Source organism: Planomicrobium sp. CPCC 101079, assembly GCF_007859275.1.
Lineage (GTDB): Bacteria > Bacillota > Bacilli > Bacillales_A > Planococcaceae > Planococcus.
Genome location: NZ_VOHC01000001.1, coordinates 1 through 20,070, shown reverse-complemented (window position 1 = coordinate 20,070; position 20,070 = coordinate 1). Strand labels below are relative to the sequence as shown.

The following is a 20,070-nucleotide window of genomic DNA, read 5'->3' as shown; positions in this document are numbered from 1 at the left end:
ATTTACTTTAAACTCTATAAGATTTGGAGTAGATGTGCAATTATTTAGAAAATGAGGGACATTCGAATGGAATTTTCAAGACGGCTACAACAATTACCCAATCAATTTTTTGCTTCTCTTGCCTCCAAAACAAACAATGCCATAGCGGAAGGCCGTGACATTATTAACCTAGGCCAAGGGAATCCAGACCAACCGACACCTTCTCATATTGTGAAAGCCATGCAAGAAGCGGTGGCTGATCCGAAAAACCATAAATATTCGCCTTTTCGGGGCATTCCCGAATTGCGGCAAGCTGCCGCTGATTTTTATAAACGCGAATATGCTGTTGAGATTGATCCCGATACGGAAGTCGCCGTACTTGCAGGGACAAAAATAGGACTGGTAGAACTGCCTCTCGCTTTAATAAATCCGAGTGACTTGCTGTTATTGCCGGATCCCGGATATCCCGATTATTTATCCGGCGCCCCATTGGCGGATGTCGAATTTTCTTTGATGCCGCTCAAAGCTTCTAATGGCTTCCTTCCTGATTACACGGAACTCGAGGAAACAGTTTTGCAGCGGGCAAAACTGATGTATTTGAATTACCCAAACAATCCGACTGGCGGAGTGGCCACTAAAGGATTTTTTGATGAAACAGCTGAGTTTGCAAAGCAGAATGGCATTGGGGTGGTACACGATTTTGCTTATGGAGCCATTGGTTTTGATGGCCAAAAACCACCTAGCTTTCTTCAGACAGAAGGAGCAAAAGAAGTCGGCATTGAAATGTATACTTTGTCTAAAACATACAACATGGCAGGATGGCGAATCGGTTTCGCTGTCGGCAATGCCAAGATGATCGAATCTTTGAATCTGATCCAGGACCATTTGTTTGCCGGGCTGTCCCCTGCCCTCCAAGTAGCAGCGGCAGCAGCTTTGTCAGGCGATCAACAATGCGTCGATGAACTGGTTAAAACTTATGAAAAACGCCGGGAAGTACTGGCAGCTGAATGTGCACGCATCGGCTGGGAAATCGAAGCGCCCAAAGGTTCATTTTTTGCTTGGCTGCCCATCCCGAAAGGCTTTACCAGTGTCGAGTTCAGCAACTACTTGATGGATCATGCCGATATTTCTGTTGCTGCGGGAAGCGGCTTCGGTGCCGGCGGCGAAGGATATGTCCGTGTCGGTCTGCTTGTAGACGAGTTTCGGATTGCTGAAGCAATTCAACGCATTGAAAAACTAGATTTGTTTTAATTCAAATCCATTTATTAGAGCTGCCTTTCAAAAGAAAGGCAGCTTTCAGGCTGTTGAAAAAGTTAGCTAGCCCTTTCATTGCGCTCCAGCCGGACGCTTTCCGCTCCATTCTACCGAGTGAATTTACTTAGTGCGTTAGAATTCACATGACTGGAAGAAGGCATTAAACCCGTGGTGACATGCTGCCGATCTCTTCTAGTTAACTTCTCCTCTAGCTATGGAGCCAACCAGCGGAGACTCCAGCGGGATAGCGAAGGGCCGAACTAACTCGGGCGCCAGTCCCGAGTCCGTTCGGCGCGAGCCCGCGGAAAGCGGAGCTGGTTGTCGGAATAGCAAGTGCTATATCATTAACAATAACCTGTGTTTTTCAGCACTCTGCAAAGCTGCCTTTCAAAAGAAAGGCAGCTTTTTTAACGTAAAAAAGCATTATATTTTACTGGGGTTAATATATTACTCCAAAATGCTTTGTTGGAGCAATGCGGAATTTTGCTTCACCGACCACTGACGTTTCCAATATATAGCCAAAGACCCGAGAATCCACGCTGTTCAAGCGGTTATCTCCAAGTACGTAATAAGAACCGGAAGGAACTTTGAACTCCGGGAAATCTTCCGTTAGCCGCAAATAGCCTTTTTGCTTCGCCAACTTTATGTTTTCCTTTAAGTATGGCTCCTCTACCGGTTCGCCATTAAGGAACAATTGGTCGTTTTCCATTTTTACGCGGTCTCCGGGAGTACCAATCACGCGCTTAATGAGATTTTTTCCGTTTGGCGCTACAAAAACAATCAAATCGAAGTTGGTGACGCTGCTAATTTTAGTCAGAATCACTTTATCATTTTCCTCAATCGTCGGCATCATCGAATGGCCGTGCACCGCTACCGGTTCAAACAAAAATTGCCTGGTGGCGACGACAATCAAAGCCGTCAGAAATATGACTTTCATCCAAGAGATCAACAAATTTACCGGATTCCCGTACAAAGGAAAGCCCCCCTTTCTAACTTAATAACTTTCTTTTCACCTATGTTACTACAGCTTTTTCAAGCTTGCACTTCAAGCTTTACTATTCGCTCTATCAATTGCTACAATTATTAAAATATTAAAAAAAGGAGTGCCGTTCTTATGAAAACCCTTTCCACTCAAGACGTTATTTATGCTTTTTCGCGTTTGAATAATCCTGTAATGCATGTACAGCCAGGCGATACAGTTTCCATTGAAACGTACGACTGTTTCAAGAACCAGATATCCTCTGCTGACCAGGAAGTGTCGGCTATCGATTGGAACGAAATCAATCCGGCGACCGGCCCGATTTTCATTGAAGGTGCTGCTTATGGCGATCTTTTAAAAGTAACAATCGATAATTTGGAAATTGGCGACCAAGGCGTCATGGTTACCGGACCGGAACTTGGCGTTATGGGGCACCGAATGGAAAAAATGGAGTCCAAACTGATTCCGATCAAAGATGGCAAAGCGATCTTCAATGAACAATTGCACTTGCCGTTAAACCCGATGATCGGCGTCATCGGCGTTGCACCTGAAGGAGAGCCTGTTTCATGCGGGACACCTGGCGCACACGGCGGCAATATGGATACAAAGCTCATTACCAAAGGGGCTACATTGTATTTTCCTGTCTTTGCAGAAGGCGCGCTTTTCGCTTTGGGCGATTTCCACGCAGCTATGGGAGACGGCGAAGTCAGTGTCTCTGGCATCGAGGTGCCGGGACGTGCAACTGTAACGTTCGATGTTATCAAAGGCCTGCACTCCAAATACCCGGTCCTGCAAAACGCAGACGGCGTAGCGCTGCTTGTTTCCGCAATGACACTTGATGAAGCGGTTAAGATTGCTGTAGAAGAAATGATCGACCTTCTGCTGCCGCATACAGATTTAACAGTCAGCGAAATGACGATGCTGATGAGCGCTGCTGGAGAAACACAAATAAGCCAAGTGGTCGACCCGCTCGTAACCGTCCGCTTTTTTGTACCGCAGCATGTTCTCGATTCTCTCGACATCAAACTTTTCGTTTAGGAGGAATTCGCGTGTTTACGGGAGAAAAAATTTGCTTGACCGCAATGAAAGAAGAAGATCTGCCTATCTACCGGTTATGGAACAGTGAAATGGGTTTTGGGCGAAATTACAACTCCAGCCCAATCCGTGAAATTTCCGAGAAACAGGCGGAAGAATGGTTTCGGCAAGATTCCGACCGCGATTTCCGTTTTTCCATCCGGCCGGTTAAACTGGATACGTTTCTTGGAGTGTGTGCAATTGAAGACATTCAATGGACACACCGGGTCGGGTGGATTTCCATCGCTCTTGGGACCGATTATCAAGGAAAAGGCTATGGTACGGAAGCAATGCAGATTTTATTGAACTATGCTTGGAATGAACTCAATCTCCATCGCGTCCAGCTTACTGTCTTTGAATACAACAAACCCGCGATTGCCATGTATGAAAAATTGGGCTTCCAAAAAGAAGGCGTTTACCGGGAATTTTTGCAGCGGGATGGCAAGCGTTTCGACATGTATTTATACGGCTTATTAACGTCAGAATCATCCGACTTTTGAGTGAAGCTCAATTTTATGTTACACTCAAGAAAAAATTGTAGGTGATTATAAATGGTAGGAAGAAACGACCCTTGTCCATGCGGCAGCGGCAAAAAATATAAAAAGTGCCACGGCAACGTGCAAGCAGTATCCATTAATGATTTGGTAAATGACGAGCTTTTCAAAGTTCGCCAATTATTTTTCTCGGAAAATCCGAACCAGCAGCAGCTTTCAAGCTTCCGCGAACTTCAACAAGAATGGCAGCCGCGCTTGATGCAATCAATGGCGGAAAACGATGCGCAAGCATTTGTTATCGAGAATTTCTTGTTCATGAAAAAACCGGAACTTTGGCAGGAATTTTTGGTCAAACAAATTGAACTGGCCCAGCGCCCTACTACGAAAGACGTGCTTGCAAACTGGAAAAATGTAAAAGTGTTCCTTGGCCAATTGGTTGAAGGCGATTTGGAAAAAGCCAAATTAAAAGACGCTTTTACAGGAGCTGAGTATGTGATGACTGATCAGCCGCCAACAGATATGGAAAACGGCCAAGGCCTTCTAGCCATCATGCTGCCAGATTCCCGCGCGGGAGCTAATGGCATCTTGTTCCTCAATGGCTATTTGACGGTTGTCGGTGAATTCGCTCCATTCTTCGGGCAGCTCCAAGCGAAAATGGCGGAAACTGGCGCAACTGACAGTGAACGCTATTTGAACGAGTACTATTTGACAGTTGTTGAACACATCGTTAAATATTCTACAGGACCTGTAGAAAAACACACTCAATTATCTCCAGAACACGATGGCGTAATGCTTGAGCTTGCAAAACATATCGAAACAGCCAATTTCGATGAAGAAACAGTGGATAATGTAACGAGCATCATGAACAGTTACCTTACAAGCCAGCAACCCGCTGTACAGAAACCGGAAGCGCTTGTAGCCGGTTATTGGAGATTCCTGCAGGATCATGAGTTGATTAAAGGACCAATGCTTTCGTCAAAAGACTTGAGCGAAAAATTTGGCGTTGCAACCAGCACTATCTTAAAACGCTCAAAAGAATTCAACGCTTATTTCGATGAATTATTAGTAAAGAATAATTAATAAAAAAGACGAATCCCCGGATTCGTCTTTTTCTATCAAGTTATCCACTTTTTTGCAGAAAAATAGCGCCATCAAGCATATTTATCAACATTCTCAGAAAGTTGTCCAGTAATTGTGTGGACAATTTAGAAAAAAAGCAATTATTCACATGTGGATAAGTAATTTCCTTTCACCTTATCCACACAATAAGGAGGCGGAATAATGTTTGAGATAACGTGGGACACTTTTATACGAATGCTAACCGTTGGAACCCTGGCATATATTGGGCTAATCTTGTTTCTGCGAATTTCCGGAAAGCGGACTTTGACAAAATTGAACGCCTTCGACCTGGTAGTGACTGTTGCCCTAGGTTCAACTCTTTCAACTATTTTATTGGACAGCAAGCTTACTTTATTTGAAGGATTGACTGCTTTCGCATTGCTTCTTTTGCTTCAGTACATTATTTCCTTTGGCTCGGTTCATTTTAATTGGTTTAACAAATTGATCAAATCAGAACCAAAGTTACTTTATATGAATGGCAAGTTTTTGCGTAGTGCCATGAAAAAAGAAAGAATAACAGAAATTGAAATTCTCCAAGCAATTCGCAGTACCGGTTCAGGAGCTACGTCTGAAGCCAAAGCTGTTGTTTTAGAAACTGACGGCAGTCTATCAGTCATCAGCAGTGAACCTAAAGATGCGCTGGAAAATGTCAAAGCGCCAAAATAAAAAACAGTGTTTCGGAGTTTTCCGAAACACTGTTTTTTTAGTGGTTAAACTTTAGGTGCTTTCACACGGTTTTTCCGGTATTCCTTGCGTGCTGGAGCTGTTGCAAAAAACATTTTTTCCCCTTCCGATTCCGGCAATACAGGGGGCACCGGTGTTGGTTTTCCATCTTCCCCCATTGCTACCATGGTTAGAAATGATTCGGTTGTCAGTTTTTCTTCTCCGGTCTGCAGATTTTTGGATTTTACACGCACATATACTTCCATTGAGGTGCGGCCAGTCGATGTAACGTTCGCTTCAAGTTCAAGAACATCCCCGACACGGGCTGAAGATAAAAAATCGACCGAGTCGATCGATGCGGTGACCACTACTTGCTGGCGGGCATGCTTCATCGCTGTAATAGCCGCAATTTCATCTATATATGCCAGTACCTTCCCTCCGAAAATCGAGTCCATGTGGTTGGTATCAGGCGGCAACACCAATTTAGTCTGTATCGTACGCGATTCTTTCATTGGAATTGCTTCCATTTCATCCACTCCTTTTCTTAATGCTAACGCGTCTTTCATAAAACAGCAAATTCTCCTTGTGGTATATTGATACTCAAGGAGGAGCATCCATGACAGAATTATTGCGTATTTTAAATACACCTGAATTCCAATCAAAAGATTTCTTAAAAAACCAACTTAGCCAGCTTGGAATAAAAGCAGGCGATTCGGTCATAGTCCATTCTTCCTTGAAAGCGATGGGCTGGATTGCCGGTGGCGCCCAGGCAGTCGTGGAAGCGCTGATGGAAACCATCACTAAAGAAGGAACAATCGTCATGCCTTCCCAGTCAGCGGACAATTCCGATCCCCGCTACTGGATGGAACCACCCATTCCTGAAAATTGGCATCAGCCACTGCGGGAAACTCTGCCTGCATATGAACCTCATTTAACCGGCCTGCGAGGGATGGGGAAAATTGCTGAATGCTTCCACCGTCATCCTTTGACAATCCGCAGTCCACACCCAACCCACTCTTTCATGGCGTGGGGCAAAAGAGCTGAAGAATGGATGAACGAACACCCGATTGAAGACTCATTCGGCAAGAAATCTCCGCTTGGCAAAATGATTGGGTCCGACGTGAAAATCATGCTGATCGGTGTCGGGTTCGATTCGTGCACCGCACTTCATTGGGCTGAATTTATGCAAGAGAACCGGACCACGTCTCCTCAAGGCTCTGCAGTGTTAGTGGATGGCAAGCGCATCTGGCAAACATATGACTGTGTCGACATGAATTCTGACCGTTTCCCGGAAATCGCCAAAGATTACACAGGATCTGTATTTACTGGAAGGCTTGGACAAGCCGATGTTAAAATTACAGCCATGCGGCCCTTAGTTGAATTTGGAGTTGAATGGCTAAAAACCCATCCCGCATCCATGTAAAAGCCGGCTCACTTGTGAGCCGGCTTTTATGCTGAGATGATTTCATTTAATAACTTTTCCAAGCGGTCGTTGTTCAAGTTAAAAGAATCCACAAATGCATTTATAATTTCTGCCGGCTCCTGCACTTTTTCCCATTCCAATCGATAGCCGGCGTTCAGCAGCAGCTGCCGGGCAAATTCCCTCAGCGTACGCCCATTGCCTTCCCGAAAAGGATGGAGTGCGTTCAATTCAGCTAAAAAGTAGGCAAGCCGCGGAACTAATTGCTCGCGCGGCAAATCCTTCAAGTACTTTTCTTCTGCCAGTTCATCAAAGATTTTATTTAGCTGGGGTTCGATAAAATCGGGATGCGCAAAAGAGGAAGAGCCTTTAGAAATCATCTCTTTCCGCAATTCTCCAGCAAATGGATAAACATCTTTTAAAATACCATGATGAATCGCCAGAAATGCCTCTTTATCCAAAGGATTGCGAGGTTTTTGAATCTGCATTTCGGACAAGCGAAAAAGTGTATATACCTTTTCCAATTCTTTCAATTTCTCTTCGTCTCTTAAATCAAAAACATTGACCAAGATATTGGTGTCCGGATAACAATACATGGAAGTATGCCGGTATTTAGACATTGAATTTCATTTTGATGGCTTGATGGAATTGAGCTTCCGTTTGTTCACCAGTCAATACCGACAAAACAAATTTCTGATCCTCATTTGTCACTTTAAACCCTTCCGTAATAAGGGAATGTGATGCATAAGAAAGTGCATGAGTGGCTTGTTCTCGGGAAACCCCGTTGGCTAATTTCATCGTTTTTACGACCACCTTTCGTTCTCTTATTATAGCATTTTTTTGTTCCTTTTTCCATCAGAAACCCTGATTTCACAAGGATAGTTGCTCTTTTTTCCAGAAAAAAATGGGAGCCAAAAAAGGTAATAGAAATACTTTTCATCTCTGTTTGATCGTATTATTGAACACAAAAACCGGATGCAAATGCATCCGGTTTTCTCAGACTGTCGAGAAATTTGAATGATGTTCATTGCGTTCCAGCCGGACGCGTTTCGCGGATGAGCGTTGAGCCGCTTAGGCGCGTTCGCGCCTTCTGGGTCTCAACCTGCTCGCTTTCCCGCAGGAGTCGCCGGCTTCCGCTCCATTCACTTAACAAATTCACTCTGTGTATTGTTGTTTGCAAGAATGGAACAAAGGTTTGAACCACCCGGGGCTTGCTTCTAGTTTCTTCTAGCCAGTCCATATTCAGCTATGAAGCCAATCAGCGGAGACGCCATCGGGATAGCAAAGTGCCGAAATCCACTCGGGCGAATCGCCCGAGTTAGTTCAGCGCGAGCCCGAGGCAAGCGGAGCTGGTTGGCGGAATAGCAGGAGCTATTTCAGTTGAATTCAACACGTAATACTGTTTCTCAACAAGCTAAAAAACCGGATGCAAATGCATCCGGTTTTATTATGCTTGCTGTTGCAATTCTTTTGTTTCTTCCGCAGTGAAAGCACGCGATCTTGTTAAGAACCGTTTGCCTTCCACGCCTTCAAGGGAGAACATGCCGCCTCGCCCATTCACGACGTCGATAATTAACTGTGTATGGCTCCAGTAGTCGAATTGGTTTTTGTGCATATAGAATTTGCAGCCGCCGATTTCACCTAGCAGCACGTCCTGATCTCCAAGAAAAAGATCCCCTTCCGGATAACACATTGGAGAACTTCCGTCACAACAGCCTCCGGACTGATGAAACATGATCGGGCCGTGCTTGCTTTTCAGCAGGTCGATCAACTCAATTGCCGCTTCCGTTGCCGTAACGCGTTCGACCATTGCCTTTCACCTTCTTTCTGAATCAAAAGAATCCTTGCTTGTTTTCGCTGTAGCTTACTAGCATGTTTTTGGTTTGCTGGTAATGCTCAAGCATCATTTTGTGGTTTTCGCGTCCAACGCCAGACATCTTGTAGCCGCCGAATGCTGCGTGCGCAGGATACTGGTGGTAGCAGTTTGTCCAGACACGGCCCGCCTGGATGCCGCGTCCGAAACGGAATGCTGTATTCGTATCGCGCGTCCAGATGCCTGCACCTAACCCATACAACGTATCGTTCGCGAGTTCCAATGCTTCTTCTTTTGTTTTAAAGGTCGTTACCGATACAACCGGCCCAAAAATCTCTTCTTGGAAAATGCGCATTTTGTTGTTTCCTTTAAAGACGGTCGGTTTGATGTAATAGCCTTCCGCTAAATCGCCTTCTAAGATATTGCGGTCGCCGCCGATCAACACTTCAGCGCCTTCTTGCTTGCCAATATCCAGATATGACATGATTTTTTCCATCTGTTCCTGGGAAGCTTGCGCACCCATCATTGTTTCTGGATCAAGAGGATTGCCAATCTTAATCTCTTCTACGCGTTTCAATGCCCGTGCCATGAATTCTTCATAAATGTCTTCTTGAATCAAGACGCGTGAAGGGCATGTACATACTTCCCCTTGGTTAAGGGCAAACATGACAAAACCTTCAATCGCTTTATCCAGGAAAGCATCGTCCTGGTCCATGATGTCTTTAAAGAAAATGTTCGGTGATTTACCTCCCAATTCCAAAGTGACAGGAATCAAGTTTTGAGAGGCATACTGCATAATCATCCGGCCTGTTGTCGTTTCGCCAGTAAATGCAACTTTGCTGATACGCGGGCTTGAAGCAAGCGGTTTCCCTGCTTCCAGTCCAAATCCGTTTACGATATTTAAAACGCCTGGAGGCAATAAATCGCCAACTAATTCTGCCCAAACTAAAATGCTTGCTGGCGTTTGCTCAGCTGGTTTTAATACAACACAGTTTCCTGCCGCAAGTGCAGGAGCCAATTTCCAGGTTGCCATAAGCAATGGGAAGTTCCATGGAATAATTTGCGCAACCACTCCTAGCGGCTCATGGAAGTGGTAAGCGACCGTATCTTCATCGATTTGGCTGATTGACCCTTCTTGTGCACGGATTACTCCTGCAAAATAGCGGAAATGGTCAATTGCCAAAGGCAAATCGGCATTCAGTGTTTCACGTACCGCTTTTCCGTTGTCCCAAGTTTCGGCAACCGCCAGCATTTCCAAGTTCTGTTCCATGCGGTCTGCGATTTTCAATAAGATATTCGACCGTTCCGTAACAGAGGTCCGTCCCCAAGCGTCTTTTGCTGCATGAGCGGCATCCAGCGCCAGTTCGACATCCTCCGCTGTTGAACGCGCAATTTCAGTAAATTTCTTGCCGTTTACCGGGGAGACGTTATCAAAATATTGCCCTTTGACCGGTGCTTTCCATTCCCCGTTTATATAGTTCTCATACCTGCTCTTAAATTTGCTCATTGCCCCTTCGCTGTTCGGTGAAGCATAAACCATTACCATTTTGTTTCCTCCCTTTGGTTAAGTTTGCCGAAAAGTATGCGCTTACATCTTTTCTTTATAAAACTCACACAAACAAACGGCTTCCCTTCCATATTGTCAAATTTACCTGAAAATTGCAACTGTTTTTTTCTATAAAATTTCCATTTAACGCAGCCCGTTTTGTTACATGGCGATTGAGGGTATAATGTTAAAATAAAAGCTAAATTTACAAGCGAAGGGATTATCAAATGCGAATTAATAAATTTTTAAGTGAAACGGGAATTACTTCCCGCCGCGGAGCAGATAAGTTCATAGAAGCCAAACGTGTGACGATAAATGGAAAAGTTGCGGAACTTGGCAGCAAAGTCGAACCTGGTGACGAAGTCAAAGTGGACGGTAAAGCAATTGAACAACCAAAACAGCAGTATGTCTATATTGCACTCAACAAGCCAGTCGGCATTACCAGCACAACGGAACGCCATATCGAAGGCAATATCGTCGATTTCGTCAATCATTCCGAGCGGATATTCCATGTGGGACGTTTGGATAAAGATTCAGAAGGATTAATCCTTTTGACCAATGATGGGGACATTGTCAATGAAATTTTACGGGCGGAAAATGAGCATGAAAAAGAATACATCGTCAAAGTCGATATGCCCATAACAGATTCTTTCATTAAAAAGATGGAAGAAGGCGTAGAAATCCTGGACACCAAAACCCTCCCGGCAAAAGCGGAAAAACTGTCAAAATTCACATTCCGCTTAATCATACGCCAAGGGCTGAACCGCCAAATCCGGCGCATGTGCACAGCTCTTGGCTACGAGGTACGGAGTTTAAAAAGAATCCGCATCATGAACATCCATCTGGGCAATTTGCCGGTCGGACATTGGCGGAATTTGACTGACTCGGAACGGCAAGAATTGTTTAAGCAGTTAGCTTACACACCAAAACGCTGAAGGAGGACTGGCTTGTGCTGACCATTACCAATACACCGCATCATACAGGGGTCAAAATCAGCGGAGATTATTTTGACTTGGACGGGTTGAATCAAGCCATTTACCATGTGATCGGCGATGAAGAAAAGTATTACAATTATGCCGGCGCACGAATACGAATTCTCGGCGTTTCTTATAACATTCGCCAAGCAGCCCAAGGCAGCCGCAATATCGAAAGAGTCTTCAATGGCCTCCACGAACATGTGAAAAAACAACATACTTTTATAGCACCTGATAAAAACATTTACTTTTCAGTTGAAATTCTTTGGCCGGAAATTTTATTTGCAGCTTTAGTACTGAGAGACTTTTCCCGCTTGCGCCAGGCTGAGTCGGAAAGTCCTGAGTGGGATTTCCACCTTCACACCATCGCCCATTTCCAAGCATTGATTTTGGATTGTCTGCACGGTCAAATTGAAGAAGAAAATTATCGAATCCTATTGCAAGCATTCAGTGCCTCATCCCGAATGGAAGATTATGCCATTCAATATATCGACTTTTTGAATCTTCAATATATCGGCATGGCAGTTTCACAACGCAAAAAAGCCTTGCCTTCCATTGCAGCGAAAATTGCCGCGCAAGATCAAGACTACCTTTCTTTTCGCCAGCAAGTGATCGCTTCTGCAAACCCATCGAAAAAAGCGATTCATGAAATCCCTATTCAAACTGATTATCCTGAAACCATTCTTTGGTGACGGCTTTTTCAGAACGCTTTCCCGCTCTTCTCTTCCATCCATTTGTTTTTCCTGGCGGTCTCAGGATTTTTTGTTTTAGGTTTTTACTATGAGTAGGAGTGATTAACAATGAAAAAGTTGCTCTTTTTGTTTTCACTGGTGTTGTTGTTAGGGGCTTGTGGAAACGAGGAAAATGCCAGCACAACCCAAGAAAGTGAAACAGAAGTTTCAGCTCCTGAAGGAGAACTTGATCCAACCTCGCCTGAAGAAGCGGATGAAGCAGAACCGGTTACGTTTGCAGCATTGGCAAACGGTGAAATTCCAGACGGCGAACCTGTCCTATTAACTGGCACAGTAAAGGAATTGACCGATGATAACGCTTTTCCTGCTTTTATACTGACTGACGGAGAACAACAGGTTTATATCCGCAACATGGCCGAAAAAGCAGTGGCTGTCGGAGATTCAGTTACCGTACAAGGCATTTATGAAGGACAGGCCGAAGAAAATATGCCTCTCGTTTCTGTGGATATTATTGAAGCGCCATAACAAATTAAAAATCCGGCTATCCAAAGCCGGATTTTTATAATTCTCTTTACTTTCTCAGGTATAATAATTTTTGCCGTTATCTATCCGGTTCTGCCGGTTCTGATACATCATCCAATGCAACTTCTGCATTGTCGTAAGTTTTGTCTTTTACTGCAATGTCTCCTAAAGAAACAATGCCGACAAGACGGTCGTTTTCAACTATAGGCAATCGGCGGATTTGATGCTGGGACATGAGATTAGCTGCGTCTTCAACAGACATATCAACGCTGCCGGTCACAGGACCAGAAGATAAGATTTCAGAAATGGGGCGGTCTAAAGATAATTGATCTGCTATTGCCCGGACAACAATATCCCGGTCTGTAACTATCCCAACCAATCTATCGTCTTCGGCAACTGGGATTGAACCTACGTCCAGATCTCTCATTCTTGTCGCAACTTCTTGGATGCTTGCTTGTGGTGAACAAGTATCCACATCAGACGTCATGATATCTGTAATTTTCATTTTTTTTGTGCCTCCCATTTAATTTAATGTTTTCCGTCCCTAAAAAATCATTTCTGACCCAATACACATCTAAAAGAGTGCATTTTTTCTGTGCCGTACCATTCACTGCCCTTACTTTAAACTCGCCATGCCTCCCTTCATTTCCTCTAGTATTCTTTAACCGTTTTTCCAATTAAAAAACGTGTTCAAAAAAAAGAAAAACGGCGCCGGTTTAATAAACCGGCGCCGTTTCGATGCATTTGCCCATTTACTCAACCAATTGAATAAATTGGCGAGTACGTTCGTGTTTAGGATTTTCAAAGAAAGTTTTCGGATCAGCTGACTCTATGATTTTCCCTTTATCAATCATAATGATTCGATCCGCAACTTCTTTAGCAAATTTCATCTCATGCGTAACGACCACCATCGTCATTCCCTCTTCAGCCAATTGCTTCATAACTTGCAGCACTTCCCCTACCAGTTCAGGGTCAAGCGCTGACGTCGGTTCATCAAATAGCATGACCTTCGGCTGCATGGCAAGTGACCGCGCAATAGCGACACGCTGTTTTTGTCCTCCTGAAAGTTTGCTTGGATATACGTCTGCTTTATCACGAAGCCCAACTTTATCCAGCAACTCCAGACCAAGTTTGCGGGCTTGGTCTTTCTTCATCTTTTTTACGGTAATTGGCGCTTCCATAACATTTTCTAAAACCGTTTTATGAGGGAAAAGGTTAAAGTGCTGAAACACCATTCCCACTTCTGCACGAATTTTTGTCAAATTGTCTTTTTTGGGATTTACCGTCTGTCCATCTATTATTATTTTTCCATCATTGATCATTTCCAGAAAGTTGAAGCACCTAAGCAATGTGCTCTTTCCGGACCCGCTGACCCCGACAAGAACAACCACTTCCTGAGGATTCACATGCAAGTCCACACCTTTAAGCACTTCAAGATCCCCGAATGATTTATGAATATTTTCTCCAGTAAGCATCTTTGTATCTCCCCTCTTACGCTCTATCAACGTCAAGTTTGTTTTCATACAAACGCAACAGGAATGTGAAGATCATGACCAGCACCAAATAGTAAAGCGCCACGACCAAAAATGATTCGAACGGCTGATAAGACTGGGCCGCTTCCCGGTTTCCGAGCGAGAATATCTCTGATACCCCGATAACATAAACCAGCGAGGAATCTTTTAATGTAATAATGAATTGGTTTCCTAATGGAGGAATTGAGCGGCGCAAAGCTTGCGGAAAGACAATACGGCTCATTGTCTGTCTCCGGTTCATGCCAAGCGACATACTTGCTTCCCGCTGTCCTGGATCGACGCCTTGAATCGCGCCACGGAAAATCTCCGCAATGTATGCGCCATTGTGAATACCAAGCGCGATTGAACCAGCCCAGAAATTATCCATCGTATAGATTTCAACAATCCCAAAGTATAAAAACATGATTTGTACAATCAACGGCGTTCCGCGAATGATTGTAATATAGGTATTGGCTATTCCCCGCAGTATCTTTGATCCTGAAATTTTCATAAGAGCAAAAATCAAACCGATAACCGTTCCGAGAATGACCCCGACAGCCGTCAATTGCAGCGTGACGAGCGTCGCTTCCAGAAATCCCGGATAAGTTCGCATAAATACATCATAAACTGTTACAAATATCTCTGGCATAGGTTCTTCACTCCTCCTTGTGGCACGTGCCTATTCTAAAACTTCAATGCCTTCAATATCGGTTTCCAGGAGGTTACGCCCAAAATATTTGTTTGAAATTTCTTCGTATGTTCCGTTTTCTATAATTGCAGCCAACGCTTCATTGATTTGAGTCTGCATTTCCGTATCGTCTTTGCGGACAGCAATAGCTACTTTTTCGATCCACAAAGGCTCTCCAACCGCTTCAACTTTGATCCCTGTATTTTGCGCTTCAAACCCTACCACGTCCGCAGTGATAACAGCATCCAAACGCCCTTCAATTTCCAGATCCTGCAAAGCGACAACGTCACTGTTGTAGTATTGGATGTCTTCCGTATATTCTTTGGCAGCCGTTTCATACGTACTTTGTCCAACGACTCCGATCTTTTTATCCTTCAAGTCTTCTTTGGATTGGATTTCAGTATTTCCTTCTCTGACAAAAATAGCTCCGCCGGAATAGTAATAAGGGTCCGTGAAACTCACTTGCTCAGCCCGGTCATTTGTAATTGCCAATGAACCGATGATTGCGTCATACCGATTCGTAGTCAGCCCCTGGATAATGGTTTCAAAAGGAGTTGTAACCGGATTTGGCTCTAAACCCATTTCTTCCGCAATCGCATTGCCAACTTCAATATCGAAGCCTGTAAGATTGCCGCCCTCTTCAAAACTGAAAGGTTTATAAAGTCCGCTAGAAGCAGTAGTAAACTTTCCTTCTTCAACTAATTCCAGTCCACCGCTGCCGCCTTCAGAGCCGCCGCCTCCACATGCTGAGACAAAAAGCCCTGCTGATAAAATGACACTCAAAAAAGATAGTTTCTTTTTCATGTTATTCTCCCCTTTTTCTATTAGTTACCAAAACGACAAAGCGTTTCAGGACAAACCTTTAGTCAAGATTGCAGATCAAAAAAATATATCTTTTTTCTGATATATGCTTTCCAATCGGGAAAAGTTCCCCTTTACTTTTTCATGTTCTTTCACATAGACAAACCGCAGAACAGAAGCTAATAAGGCGTGTACCGCTGTATACGACTCAATGTTCAAATTAGAATCCATAAAAATTGGAATCGATATATCAGCATAGACAGCAGCAGGAGAATCGGCAGAGTCTGTAAAGACAATCACTTCTGCTCCGCGTTCTTTTGCCGTCTTCAATGTTTCGAATAACGGTTTTGTATGGCGGGGAAAAGCAAAGGCAATCACAGTATCACCGGTTTTCAATTTAGCTAAACGGCTAAAAAACTGCATATCGGAAGGCATCAGCATTTCAGTATGGTCAAGCGCAGTATTCAGCCATGTTGAAAACCAATGAGTTAAACCGTAATCTAAAAAATTGCTTGTGACATATAACTGCTTTGCACACCCTATAGCATCAACTACGCGAAGAAGCAGTTCTTCATCAATGGTTTGTTTCAGCTTTATAAGATTGGCAATATCAGCATCCAATAGATTTTCCAAAAAAGTTTGCGATGCAGGCTCCGCTGTTTTTTGCTCTGTTTGGCCAAAGTGCTCTTCGGCCAATTTCCGTTGAAGTACTTGCTGAAATTCAGTATATCCCTTATACCCCAACTTCTGTGTCCAGCGAATTACCGTAGATTCGCTGACATTGACCCGCTTGCCCACTTCTAATGCAGAGGAAAAAGCCAAAAAAATCGGTTCCTGAAAAAAAAGGTCTCCAACTTTTTTTTGTCCAGAGCTGAAATCATTGTACGAATTTGATATTGCACGCAGTAATTCCTGCACAAGTTCCTCCCCTTACTAATAAATATACTGTAATGCTTATAAAAATTATAACCTAATGCAGGAAAACCTGCAACATAACATTGAAAAGTCTCGTTAAATTGCATATGTATTATACATTTTGACCTATCATTTTTTTGTTCTCACTCCCTATTAGAAAGAATGGTTTTTCCTCTTCCTCTTCGGGTGACTTTAATTTTTCTCAGAAACTTGCCTGGAATTTTTATAAGCAGTCCAATTTTTTCAGGAGGGAAAGAAAGGTATGTGCAAGGACCGTTAATGCAGACTTATGAAAAAGATTCCCTACAACCTTTCCTTTTAAACGTTTTACACCTTAATTAAACCATTTTTAGAAAAAAATAAAAATTTTTTATTAAAAATGAAGTTTATCTATTTATACGAGGATGCAAATTATACATCAGGCTGGATTCACTTTTTCTCGTACTTTTCTTCCCTCAAAAAATGTAAAATTCAAAAAATAATGATATGAGAGAGTTTTGTAAAAATCTACAAGGGTATAAAATTACTGATTACCTACGTCAAACCAAAAGAAAGGAGAGATGAAATGAGCGGATTAAATCGCATCGCCCTTATCTTATTAATTATCGGAGGTATCAACTGGCTATTGGTTGGATTGTTCCAATTTGACCTAGTAGCTACAATTTTCGGCGGGCAAAACTCTATTTTGGCCCGTATTGTCTATGTGATTGTCGGTCTGTGTGCTTTGTATGCGTTAAAATTCTTGCCTATGGTCGGCAATGATCGCCGTACAACTACAACACGCCATTAATGTTGTTTACTCTCCAGCTACTTTAAAGTAGCTGGTTTTTTTATTTATAAAACAGATTTTTATATAAAAAATTTTATTTTTTGGAAATTTATACATAGAATACGAAATAACAAATAGGAAATATTTACTTTTTTTCCTCTCCCATCTAGTAAAGGTCATCCAAATAGCGTATCTTTTGAATGTTGGGAAAATTGTACATTTCTAGGAGGAATGAAGTTTGAAGAAGAAGATGCTGGCAAGCACGACAATGGCTGCTATTCTTGGGTTCAGCGCATTGACAGTGGGTGGCCTTTCCACTGCCTCTACAGCGCAAGCAGCTAATGCACTCTCACTATTCAAGGACTCTGGCAGTGCTACACCGGCTGATCTAGGAGTTGCAAATGATGAAAGATTGATTGAAATGCTTAAAAAAGAAGGCACTTTGGCTAAAGACGCCAGCCCAGCTGAAGCACAAAAAGCTTTGAACGAGCTTTTAAAAGCGAAAGCAAAAAGCAACACGAAAGCCGATAAAGAAAATGGCCTTTCTCACAAGCACGAAAGTGAACTTCAAGATAAAGCCATTAACAATGGCCTTACAAATGGCAAAGGCAACAAGCTAGGCCAAGCGAAGAAAAATAAAGTAGACTCAGCCACGCAAGAAGCCTACAAAGGCGAAGTGCGCGAAGATAAAGTTCTAGTTCTAGCTATCGATTTCCCGGATTACAGAGCAAGTTCAATTACAAAAGAAGAGTCGGATATGTTCTATGAAGATTATCCAACCTCCCACTTCCAAGACATGGTTTTCGGTGAAAATGGCTATAAAGGGCCGAATGGCGAAACTTTCGTATCAATGAAGCAATACTACGAGCAGCAATCCGGCGGCAGCTATACTGTAGACGGCACAGTAGCCGGATGGTATACAGCAGATCACCCGGCAGCTTACTACGGAGGCAATGACCCAGCGCCAGACGGCAGTGACAAAGCTGCAAGAGAATTAGTATACGAAGCTTTAACAAAAGCCGCACAAGACCCGAATATTGATTTGTCTGAGTACGATGTCTGGGACCGCGATGACTATGATGGCGATGGGGTTTATCATGAGCCTGATGGCATCATTGACCATTTGATGGTCGTCCATGCCGGTGTCGGCGAAGAAGCAGGCGGCGGCAAATTGGGTGGGGATGCAATTTGGTCGCACCGTTCAAAATTGAGCACAGGTCCAGTCGGAGTGCCGGGCGGAACATCAGATAGCAGCCGCTGGAACGGCCAATTAGCAGCATGGGACTACACCATTGAACCAGAAGATGGCGCAGCCGGTGTGTTCGCGCACGAATTCGGACATGACCTTGGCCTTCCTGACGAGTACGATACGCAGTATTCAGGTACAGGAGAAGCAGTTGCTTACTGGTCAATCATGGCAAGCGGCAGCTGGGCTGGTTCGGTTCCAGGGACTGAGCCGACTGGTTTCAGCGCCTATGCTAAGGAAATGCTGCAAGCTGGCCATGGCGGCAATTGGTTGAGCGGCACAACTTTAAACGAAAAAGACATTACTAAAAACGGCATAACTGTTCTTCTTGACGAGGCTGCAACGAAAGGAACAAACAACGACGCACTGCGCGTTGATTTGCCGAATAAAGCAACTACAATCAATACGCCATTCAGTGGCACCAAAGAATATTTCAGTGGCAAAGGCGACGAATTGGATCATTCCATGTCCGTTGAAGTCGACTTGAGTGCTTCTACATCAGCGGCCCTTACTTTCAAGACATGGTACGACATTGAACAAGATTGGGATTACGCTTCAGTTAAAGTGAACGGCAAAACAATCAAAGGCAATCTTACAACTGAAACAGATCCTAACGAACAAAATCCCGGCCATGGCATTACCGGCCTTTCCAACGGCTGGGTAGATGCAAACTTTGATTTATCAGAGTTCGCTGGCCAAAAAGTTACAGTGGAACTGAACTACTGGACGGATGTTGCTGCTACTCATCCTGGCTTCTACGTGGATGATTTAACCATCTCTGCAGACGGCAAAACAATTGTATCCGATGATGCAGAAGGAACATCGGCGTTTGAGCTGAATGGTTTTACACTTAATGACGGCAAAGCATATACCGAACAATACTATTTGCTTGAATGGCGCTCGCATAACGGTGTGGATGAAGGCTTAGCCAACATCCGTCGTGGTGCAAGTTTGATGAGCTACGATGCAGGGCTGGTTGTTTGGTACGTAGATGAGTTCTATAGCGATAACTGGACTGGTGCACACCCAGGCGAAGGTTTCCTTGGGGTAGTGGATGCGGATCAAAAAACAAACTATTGGAGCGATGGTGCAGTCGGATCTTCTCGCTACCAATTGAACGACGCTGCTTTTAGCTTGAACAAAACGTCTAAGATGTTCCTTGATTATACTGGCATCAATGGACTGACATTAGCTGACAGCTACACAAAACGAAATCCATTGTTCGACGACAGTGCAGACTACAGCAATTCTGGAATGGTTGACGCTGGGCGCAATGTACCGAATTACGGATTGAAATTCCGAGTATCAGGGGAAAGTGCGGATGGTTCGGCCGCTCAAGTTTTAATTTATAAATAAGAACCGATAAAAAATGCCAATCCGCTTTAAGCGGGTTGGCATTTTTGTTGTATGAGGCTCTGCTGAATGCGCGTATTCCCTGCTGTATAAATAAAAAAGCAGCTTGAATTGTTGGAAAACCGACAATTTGAACTGACCCAAAAAAGTTAGACAAAAATTTAAGCAGCTTGTTGTGCATGAGTCCGGTAGTCAACCGGACTCATGTTTTTTAATTTGGACTTCATTCGTTTCTGGTTGTAGTACGCCATATAGGTA

Annotated in this window: 23 protein-coding genes; 11 read left to right on the top strand and 12 right to left on the bottom strand. The window is 43.7% G+C overall.

All coding sequences use genetic code 11. The features are described 5' to 3' along the window. Positions 1-66 precede the first annotated feature (66 nt). A complete protein-coding gene (locus tag FQV28_RS00115; RefSeq protein ID WP_146493564.1) occupies positions 67-1,230 on the top strand; it encodes a pyridoxal phosphate-dependent aminotransferase in 1,164 nt (387 codons plus the stop codon). Between the two features lie 442 nt (positions 1,231-1,672). Here FQV28_RS00115 and lepB read toward each other — a convergent pair whose 3' ends face one another. Next, a complete protein-coding gene (gene lepB / locus FQV28_RS00110; RefSeq protein ID WP_186763740.1) occupies positions 1,673-2,206 on the bottom strand; it encodes a signal peptidase I in 534 nt (177 codons plus the stop codon). 141 nt (positions 2,207-2,347) lie between these two features. On the opposite strand from lepB, the gene FQV28_RS00105 reads away from it, so the two are divergent. From FQV28_RS00105 to FQV28_RS00090, 4 genes are all read left to right on the top strand, one after another. After that, the gene (locus tag FQV28_RS00105; protein WP_146493563.1) at positions 2,348-3,250 is read left to right on the top strand and encodes an acetamidase/formamidase family protein; all 903 of its coding nucleotides are present in this window, start codon (positions 2,348-2,350) and stop codon (positions 3,248-3,250) included. Between the two features lie 11 nt (positions 3,251-3,261). Then, positions 3,262-3,786 (top strand): GNAT family N-acetyltransferase, encoded by a 525-nt coding sequence (locus FQV28_RS00100; protein WP_146493562.1) that lies wholly within the window; start codon positions 3,262-3,264, stop codon positions 3,784-3,786. Positions 3,787-3,837: 51 nt separating this feature from the next. Beyond that, on the top strand, positions 3,838-4,860 hold the full coding sequence (locus FQV28_RS00095) for an SEC-C metal-binding domain-containing protein (protein ID WP_146493561.1): 1,023 nt from the start codon (positions 3,838-3,840) through the stop codon (positions 4,858-4,860). Between the two features lie 201 nt (positions 4,861-5,061). Then, the gene (locus tag FQV28_RS00090) at positions 5,062-5,565 is read left to right on the top strand and encodes a DUF421 domain-containing protein (RefSeq protein WP_146493560.1); all 504 of its coding nucleotides are present in this window, start codon (positions 5,062-5,064) and stop codon (positions 5,563-5,565) included. A 44-nt stretch (positions 5,566-5,609) separates the two neighbouring features. Here FQV28_RS00090 and FQV28_RS00085 read toward each other — a convergent pair whose 3' ends face one another. Next, positions 5,610-6,089 carry an acyl-CoA thioesterase gene (locus tag FQV28_RS00085; protein WP_146493690.1) on the bottom strand — a complete coding sequence of 160 codons (480 nt, stop codon included), beginning with the start codon at positions 6,087-6,089 and terminating at the stop codon, positions 5,610-5,612. An 89-nt stretch (positions 6,090-6,178) separates the two neighbouring features. On the opposite strand from FQV28_RS00085, the gene FQV28_RS00080 reads away from it, so the two are divergent. Next, positions 6,179-6,985: an AAC(3) family N-acetyltransferase gene (locus FQV28_RS00080; RefSeq protein WP_146493559.1), complete on the top strand. Its 807-nt coding sequence runs from the start codon at positions 6,179-6,181 to the stop codon at positions 6,983-6,985. A gap of 26 nt (positions 6,986-7,011) precedes the next feature. On the opposite strand, the gene FQV28_RS00075 is transcribed toward FQV28_RS00080, so the two are convergent. The 4 genes from FQV28_RS00075 to adh form a co-directional block, all read right to left on the bottom strand. Beyond that, the gene (locus FQV28_RS00075) at positions 7,012-7,602 is read right to left on the bottom strand and encodes a Fic/DOC family protein (RefSeq protein ID WP_146493558.1); all 591 of its coding nucleotides are present in this window, start codon (positions 7,600-7,602) and stop codon (positions 7,012-7,014) included. Then, positions 7,595-7,780 carry a hypothetical protein gene (locus tag FQV28_RS00070; RefSeq protein WP_146493557.1) on the bottom strand — a complete coding sequence of 62 codons (186 nt, stop codon included), beginning with the start codon at positions 7,778-7,780 and terminating at the stop codon, positions 7,595-7,597. The genes FQV28_RS00075 and FQV28_RS00070 overlap by 8 nt, the downstream gene beginning before the upstream one ends. Before the next feature lie 649 nt (positions 7,781-8,429). After that, positions 8,430-8,792, bottom strand: coding sequence for a DUF779 domain-containing protein (locus FQV28_RS00065; RefSeq protein WP_146493556.1), 363 nt, complete (start codon positions 8,790-8,792; stop codon positions 8,430-8,432). 22 nt (positions 8,793-8,814) lie between these two features. Then, positions 8,815-10,335, bottom strand: a complete 1,521-nt coding sequence (adh, locus tag FQV28_RS00060; RefSeq protein WP_146493689.1) for an aldehyde dehydrogenase — start codon at positions 10,333-10,335, stop codon at positions 8,815-8,817. 233 nt (positions 10,336-10,568) lie between these two features. Between adh and rluF the strand changes: the two genes are divergently transcribed. From rluF to FQV28_RS00045, 3 genes are all read left to right on the top strand, one after another. Further along, positions 10,569-11,276: a 23S rRNA pseudouridine(2604) synthase RluF gene (rluF, locus tag FQV28_RS00055; RefSeq protein WP_146493555.1), complete on the top strand. Its 708-nt coding sequence runs from the start codon at positions 10,569-10,571 to the stop codon at positions 11,274-11,276. A gap of 14 nt (positions 11,277-11,290) precedes the next feature. Further along, on the top strand, positions 11,291-12,007 hold the full coding sequence (locus FQV28_RS00050) for a DUF6904 family protein (RefSeq protein ID WP_146493554.1): 717 nt from the start codon (positions 11,291-11,293) through the stop codon (positions 12,005-12,007). 108 nt (positions 12,008-12,115) lie between these two features. Next, positions 12,116-12,532, top strand: coding sequence for a hypothetical protein (locus tag FQV28_RS00045; protein WP_146493553.1), 417 nt, complete (start codon positions 12,116-12,118; stop codon positions 12,530-12,532). Between the two features lie 76 nt (positions 12,533-12,608). Here the strand turns inward: FQV28_RS00045 and FQV28_RS00040 are convergent, their stop codons facing one another. The 5 genes from FQV28_RS00040 to FQV28_RS00020 all read right to left on the bottom strand — a co-directional run bounded on the left by FQV28_RS00040 (position 12,609) and on the right by FQV28_RS00020 (position 16,447). Beyond that, positions 12,609-13,034 carry a CBS domain-containing protein gene (locus FQV28_RS00040; protein ID WP_146493552.1) on the bottom strand — a complete coding sequence of 142 codons (426 nt, stop codon included), beginning with the start codon at positions 13,032-13,034 and terminating at the stop codon, positions 12,609-12,611. Between the two features lie 247 nt (positions 13,035-13,281). Beyond that, complete coding sequence (locus FQV28_RS00035; protein ID WP_146493551.1) at positions 13,282-14,004, bottom strand: amino acid ABC transporter ATP-binding protein; 723 nt, start codon at positions 14,002-14,004, stop codon at positions 13,282-13,284. 16 nt (positions 14,005-14,020) lie between these two features. Further along, positions 14,021-14,689 (bottom strand): amino acid ABC transporter permease, encoded by a 669-nt coding sequence (locus FQV28_RS00030; protein ID WP_146493550.1) that lies wholly within the window; start codon positions 14,687-14,689, stop codon positions 14,021-14,023. Positions 14,690-14,719: 30 nt separating this feature from the next. After that, positions 14,720-15,532: a transporter substrate-binding domain-containing protein gene (locus FQV28_RS00025; RefSeq protein ID WP_146493549.1), complete on the bottom strand. Its 813-nt coding sequence runs from the start codon at positions 15,530-15,532 to the stop codon at positions 14,720-14,722. 75 nt (positions 15,533-15,607) lie between these two features. Beyond that, the gene (locus FQV28_RS00020) at positions 15,608-16,447 is read right to left on the bottom strand and encodes a MurR/RpiR family transcriptional regulator (protein WP_146493548.1); all 840 of its coding nucleotides are present in this window, start codon (positions 16,445-16,447) and stop codon (positions 15,608-15,610) included. Positions 16,448-17,009: 562 nt separating this feature from the next. On the opposite strand from FQV28_RS00020, the gene FQV28_RS00015 reads away from it, so the two are divergent. Together FQV28_RS00015 and FQV28_RS00010 are read left to right on the top strand one after the other, a co-directional pair. Beyond that, complete coding sequence (locus FQV28_RS00015; protein WP_146493547.1) at positions 17,010-17,234, top strand: DUF378 domain-containing protein; 225 nt, start codon at positions 17,010-17,012, stop codon at positions 17,232-17,234. Positions 17,235-17,463: 229 nt separating this feature from the next. Then, a complete protein-coding gene (locus tag FQV28_RS00010; RefSeq protein WP_146493688.1) occupies positions 17,464-19,815 on the top strand; it encodes an immune inhibitor A domain-containing protein in 2,352 nt (783 codons plus the stop codon). A gap of 158 nt (positions 19,816-19,973) precedes the next feature. Here FQV28_RS00010 and FQV28_RS19655 read toward each other — a convergent pair whose 3' ends face one another. Next, the gene (locus FQV28_RS19655) at positions 19,974-20,063 is read right to left on the bottom strand and encodes an IS3 family transposase (protein ID WP_370455095.1); all 90 of its coding nucleotides are present in this window, start codon (positions 20,061-20,063) and stop codon (positions 19,974-19,976) included. Positions 20,064-20,070 lie beyond the last annotated feature (7 nt).

What these genes read in the sequence shown, in the direction of transcription:
- FQV28_RS00115 (WP_146493564.1), top strand. Translation starts at nt 67, where the DNA reads ATGGAATTTTCAAGACGGCTACAACAATTACCCAATCAATTTTTTGCT.
- FQV28_RS00105 (WP_146493563.1), top strand. Translation starts at nt 2,348, where the DNA reads ATGAAAACCCTTTCCACTCAAGACGTTATTTATGCTTTTTCGCGTTTG.
- FQV28_RS00095 (WP_146493561.1), top strand. Translation starts at nt 3,838, where the DNA reads ATGGTAGGAAGAAACGACCCTTGTCCATGCGGCAGCGGCAAAAAATAT.
- FQV28_RS00090 (WP_146493560.1), top strand. Translation starts at nt 5,062, where the DNA reads ATGTTTGAGATAACGTGGGACACTTTTATACGAATGCTAACCGTTGGA.
- FQV28_RS00085 (WP_146493690.1), bottom strand. Translation starts at nt 6,089, where the DNA reads ATGGAAGCAATTCCAATGAAAGAATCGCGTACGATACAGACTAAATTG.
- FQV28_RS00080 (WP_146493559.1), top strand. Translation starts at nt 6,179, where the DNA reads ATGACAGAATTATTGCGTATTTTAAATACACCTGAATTCCAATCAAAA.
- FQV28_RS00075 (WP_146493558.1), bottom strand. Translation starts at nt 7,602, where the DNA reads ATGTCTAAATACCGGCATACTTCCATGTATTGTTATCCGGACACCAAT.
- FQV28_RS00070 (WP_146493557.1), bottom strand. Translation starts at nt 7,780, where the DNA reads ATGAAATTAGCCAACGGGGTTTCCCGAGAACAAGCCACTCATGCACTT.
- FQV28_RS00065 (WP_146493556.1), bottom strand. Translation starts at nt 8,792, where the DNA reads ATGGTCGAACGCGTTACGGCAACGGAAGCGGCAATTGAGTTGATCGAC.
- adh (WP_146493689.1), bottom strand. Translation starts at nt 10,335, where the DNA reads ATGGTTTATGCTTCACCGAACAGCGAAGGGGCAATGAGCAAATTTAAG.
- rluF (WP_146493555.1), top strand. Translation starts at nt 10,569, where the DNA reads ATGCGAATTAATAAATTTTTAAGTGAAACGGGAATTACTTCCCGCCGC.
- FQV28_RS00045 (WP_146493553.1), top strand. Translation starts at nt 12,116, where the DNA reads ATGAAAAAGTTGCTCTTTTTGTTTTCACTGGTGTTGTTGTTAGGGGCT.
- FQV28_RS00040 (WP_146493552.1), bottom strand. Translation starts at nt 13,034, where the DNA reads ATGAAAATTACAGATATCATGACGTCTGATGTGGATACTTGTTCACCA.
- FQV28_RS00035 (WP_146493551.1), bottom strand. Translation starts at nt 14,004, where the DNA reads ATGCTTACTGGAGAAAATATTCATAAATCATTCGGGGATCTTGAAGTG.
- FQV28_RS00030 (WP_146493550.1), bottom strand. Translation starts at nt 14,689, where the DNA reads ATGCCAGAGATATTTGTAACAGTTTATGATGTATTTATGCGAACTTAT.
- FQV28_RS00025 (WP_146493549.1), bottom strand. Translation starts at nt 15,532, where the DNA reads ATGAAAAAGAAACTATCTTTTTTGAGTGTCATTTTATCAGCAGGGCTT.
- FQV28_RS00015 (WP_146493547.1), top strand. Translation starts at nt 17,010, where the DNA reads ATGAGCGGATTAAATCGCATCGCCCTTATCTTATTAATTATCGGAGGT.
- FQV28_RS00010 (WP_146493688.1), top strand. Translation starts at nt 17,464, where the DNA reads ATGCTGGCAAGCACGACAATGGCTGCTATTCTTGGGTTCAGCGCATTG.
- FQV28_RS19655 (WP_370455095.1), bottom strand. Translation starts at nt 20,063, where the DNA reads ATGGCGTACTACAACCAGAAACGAATGAAGTCCAAATTAAAAAACATG.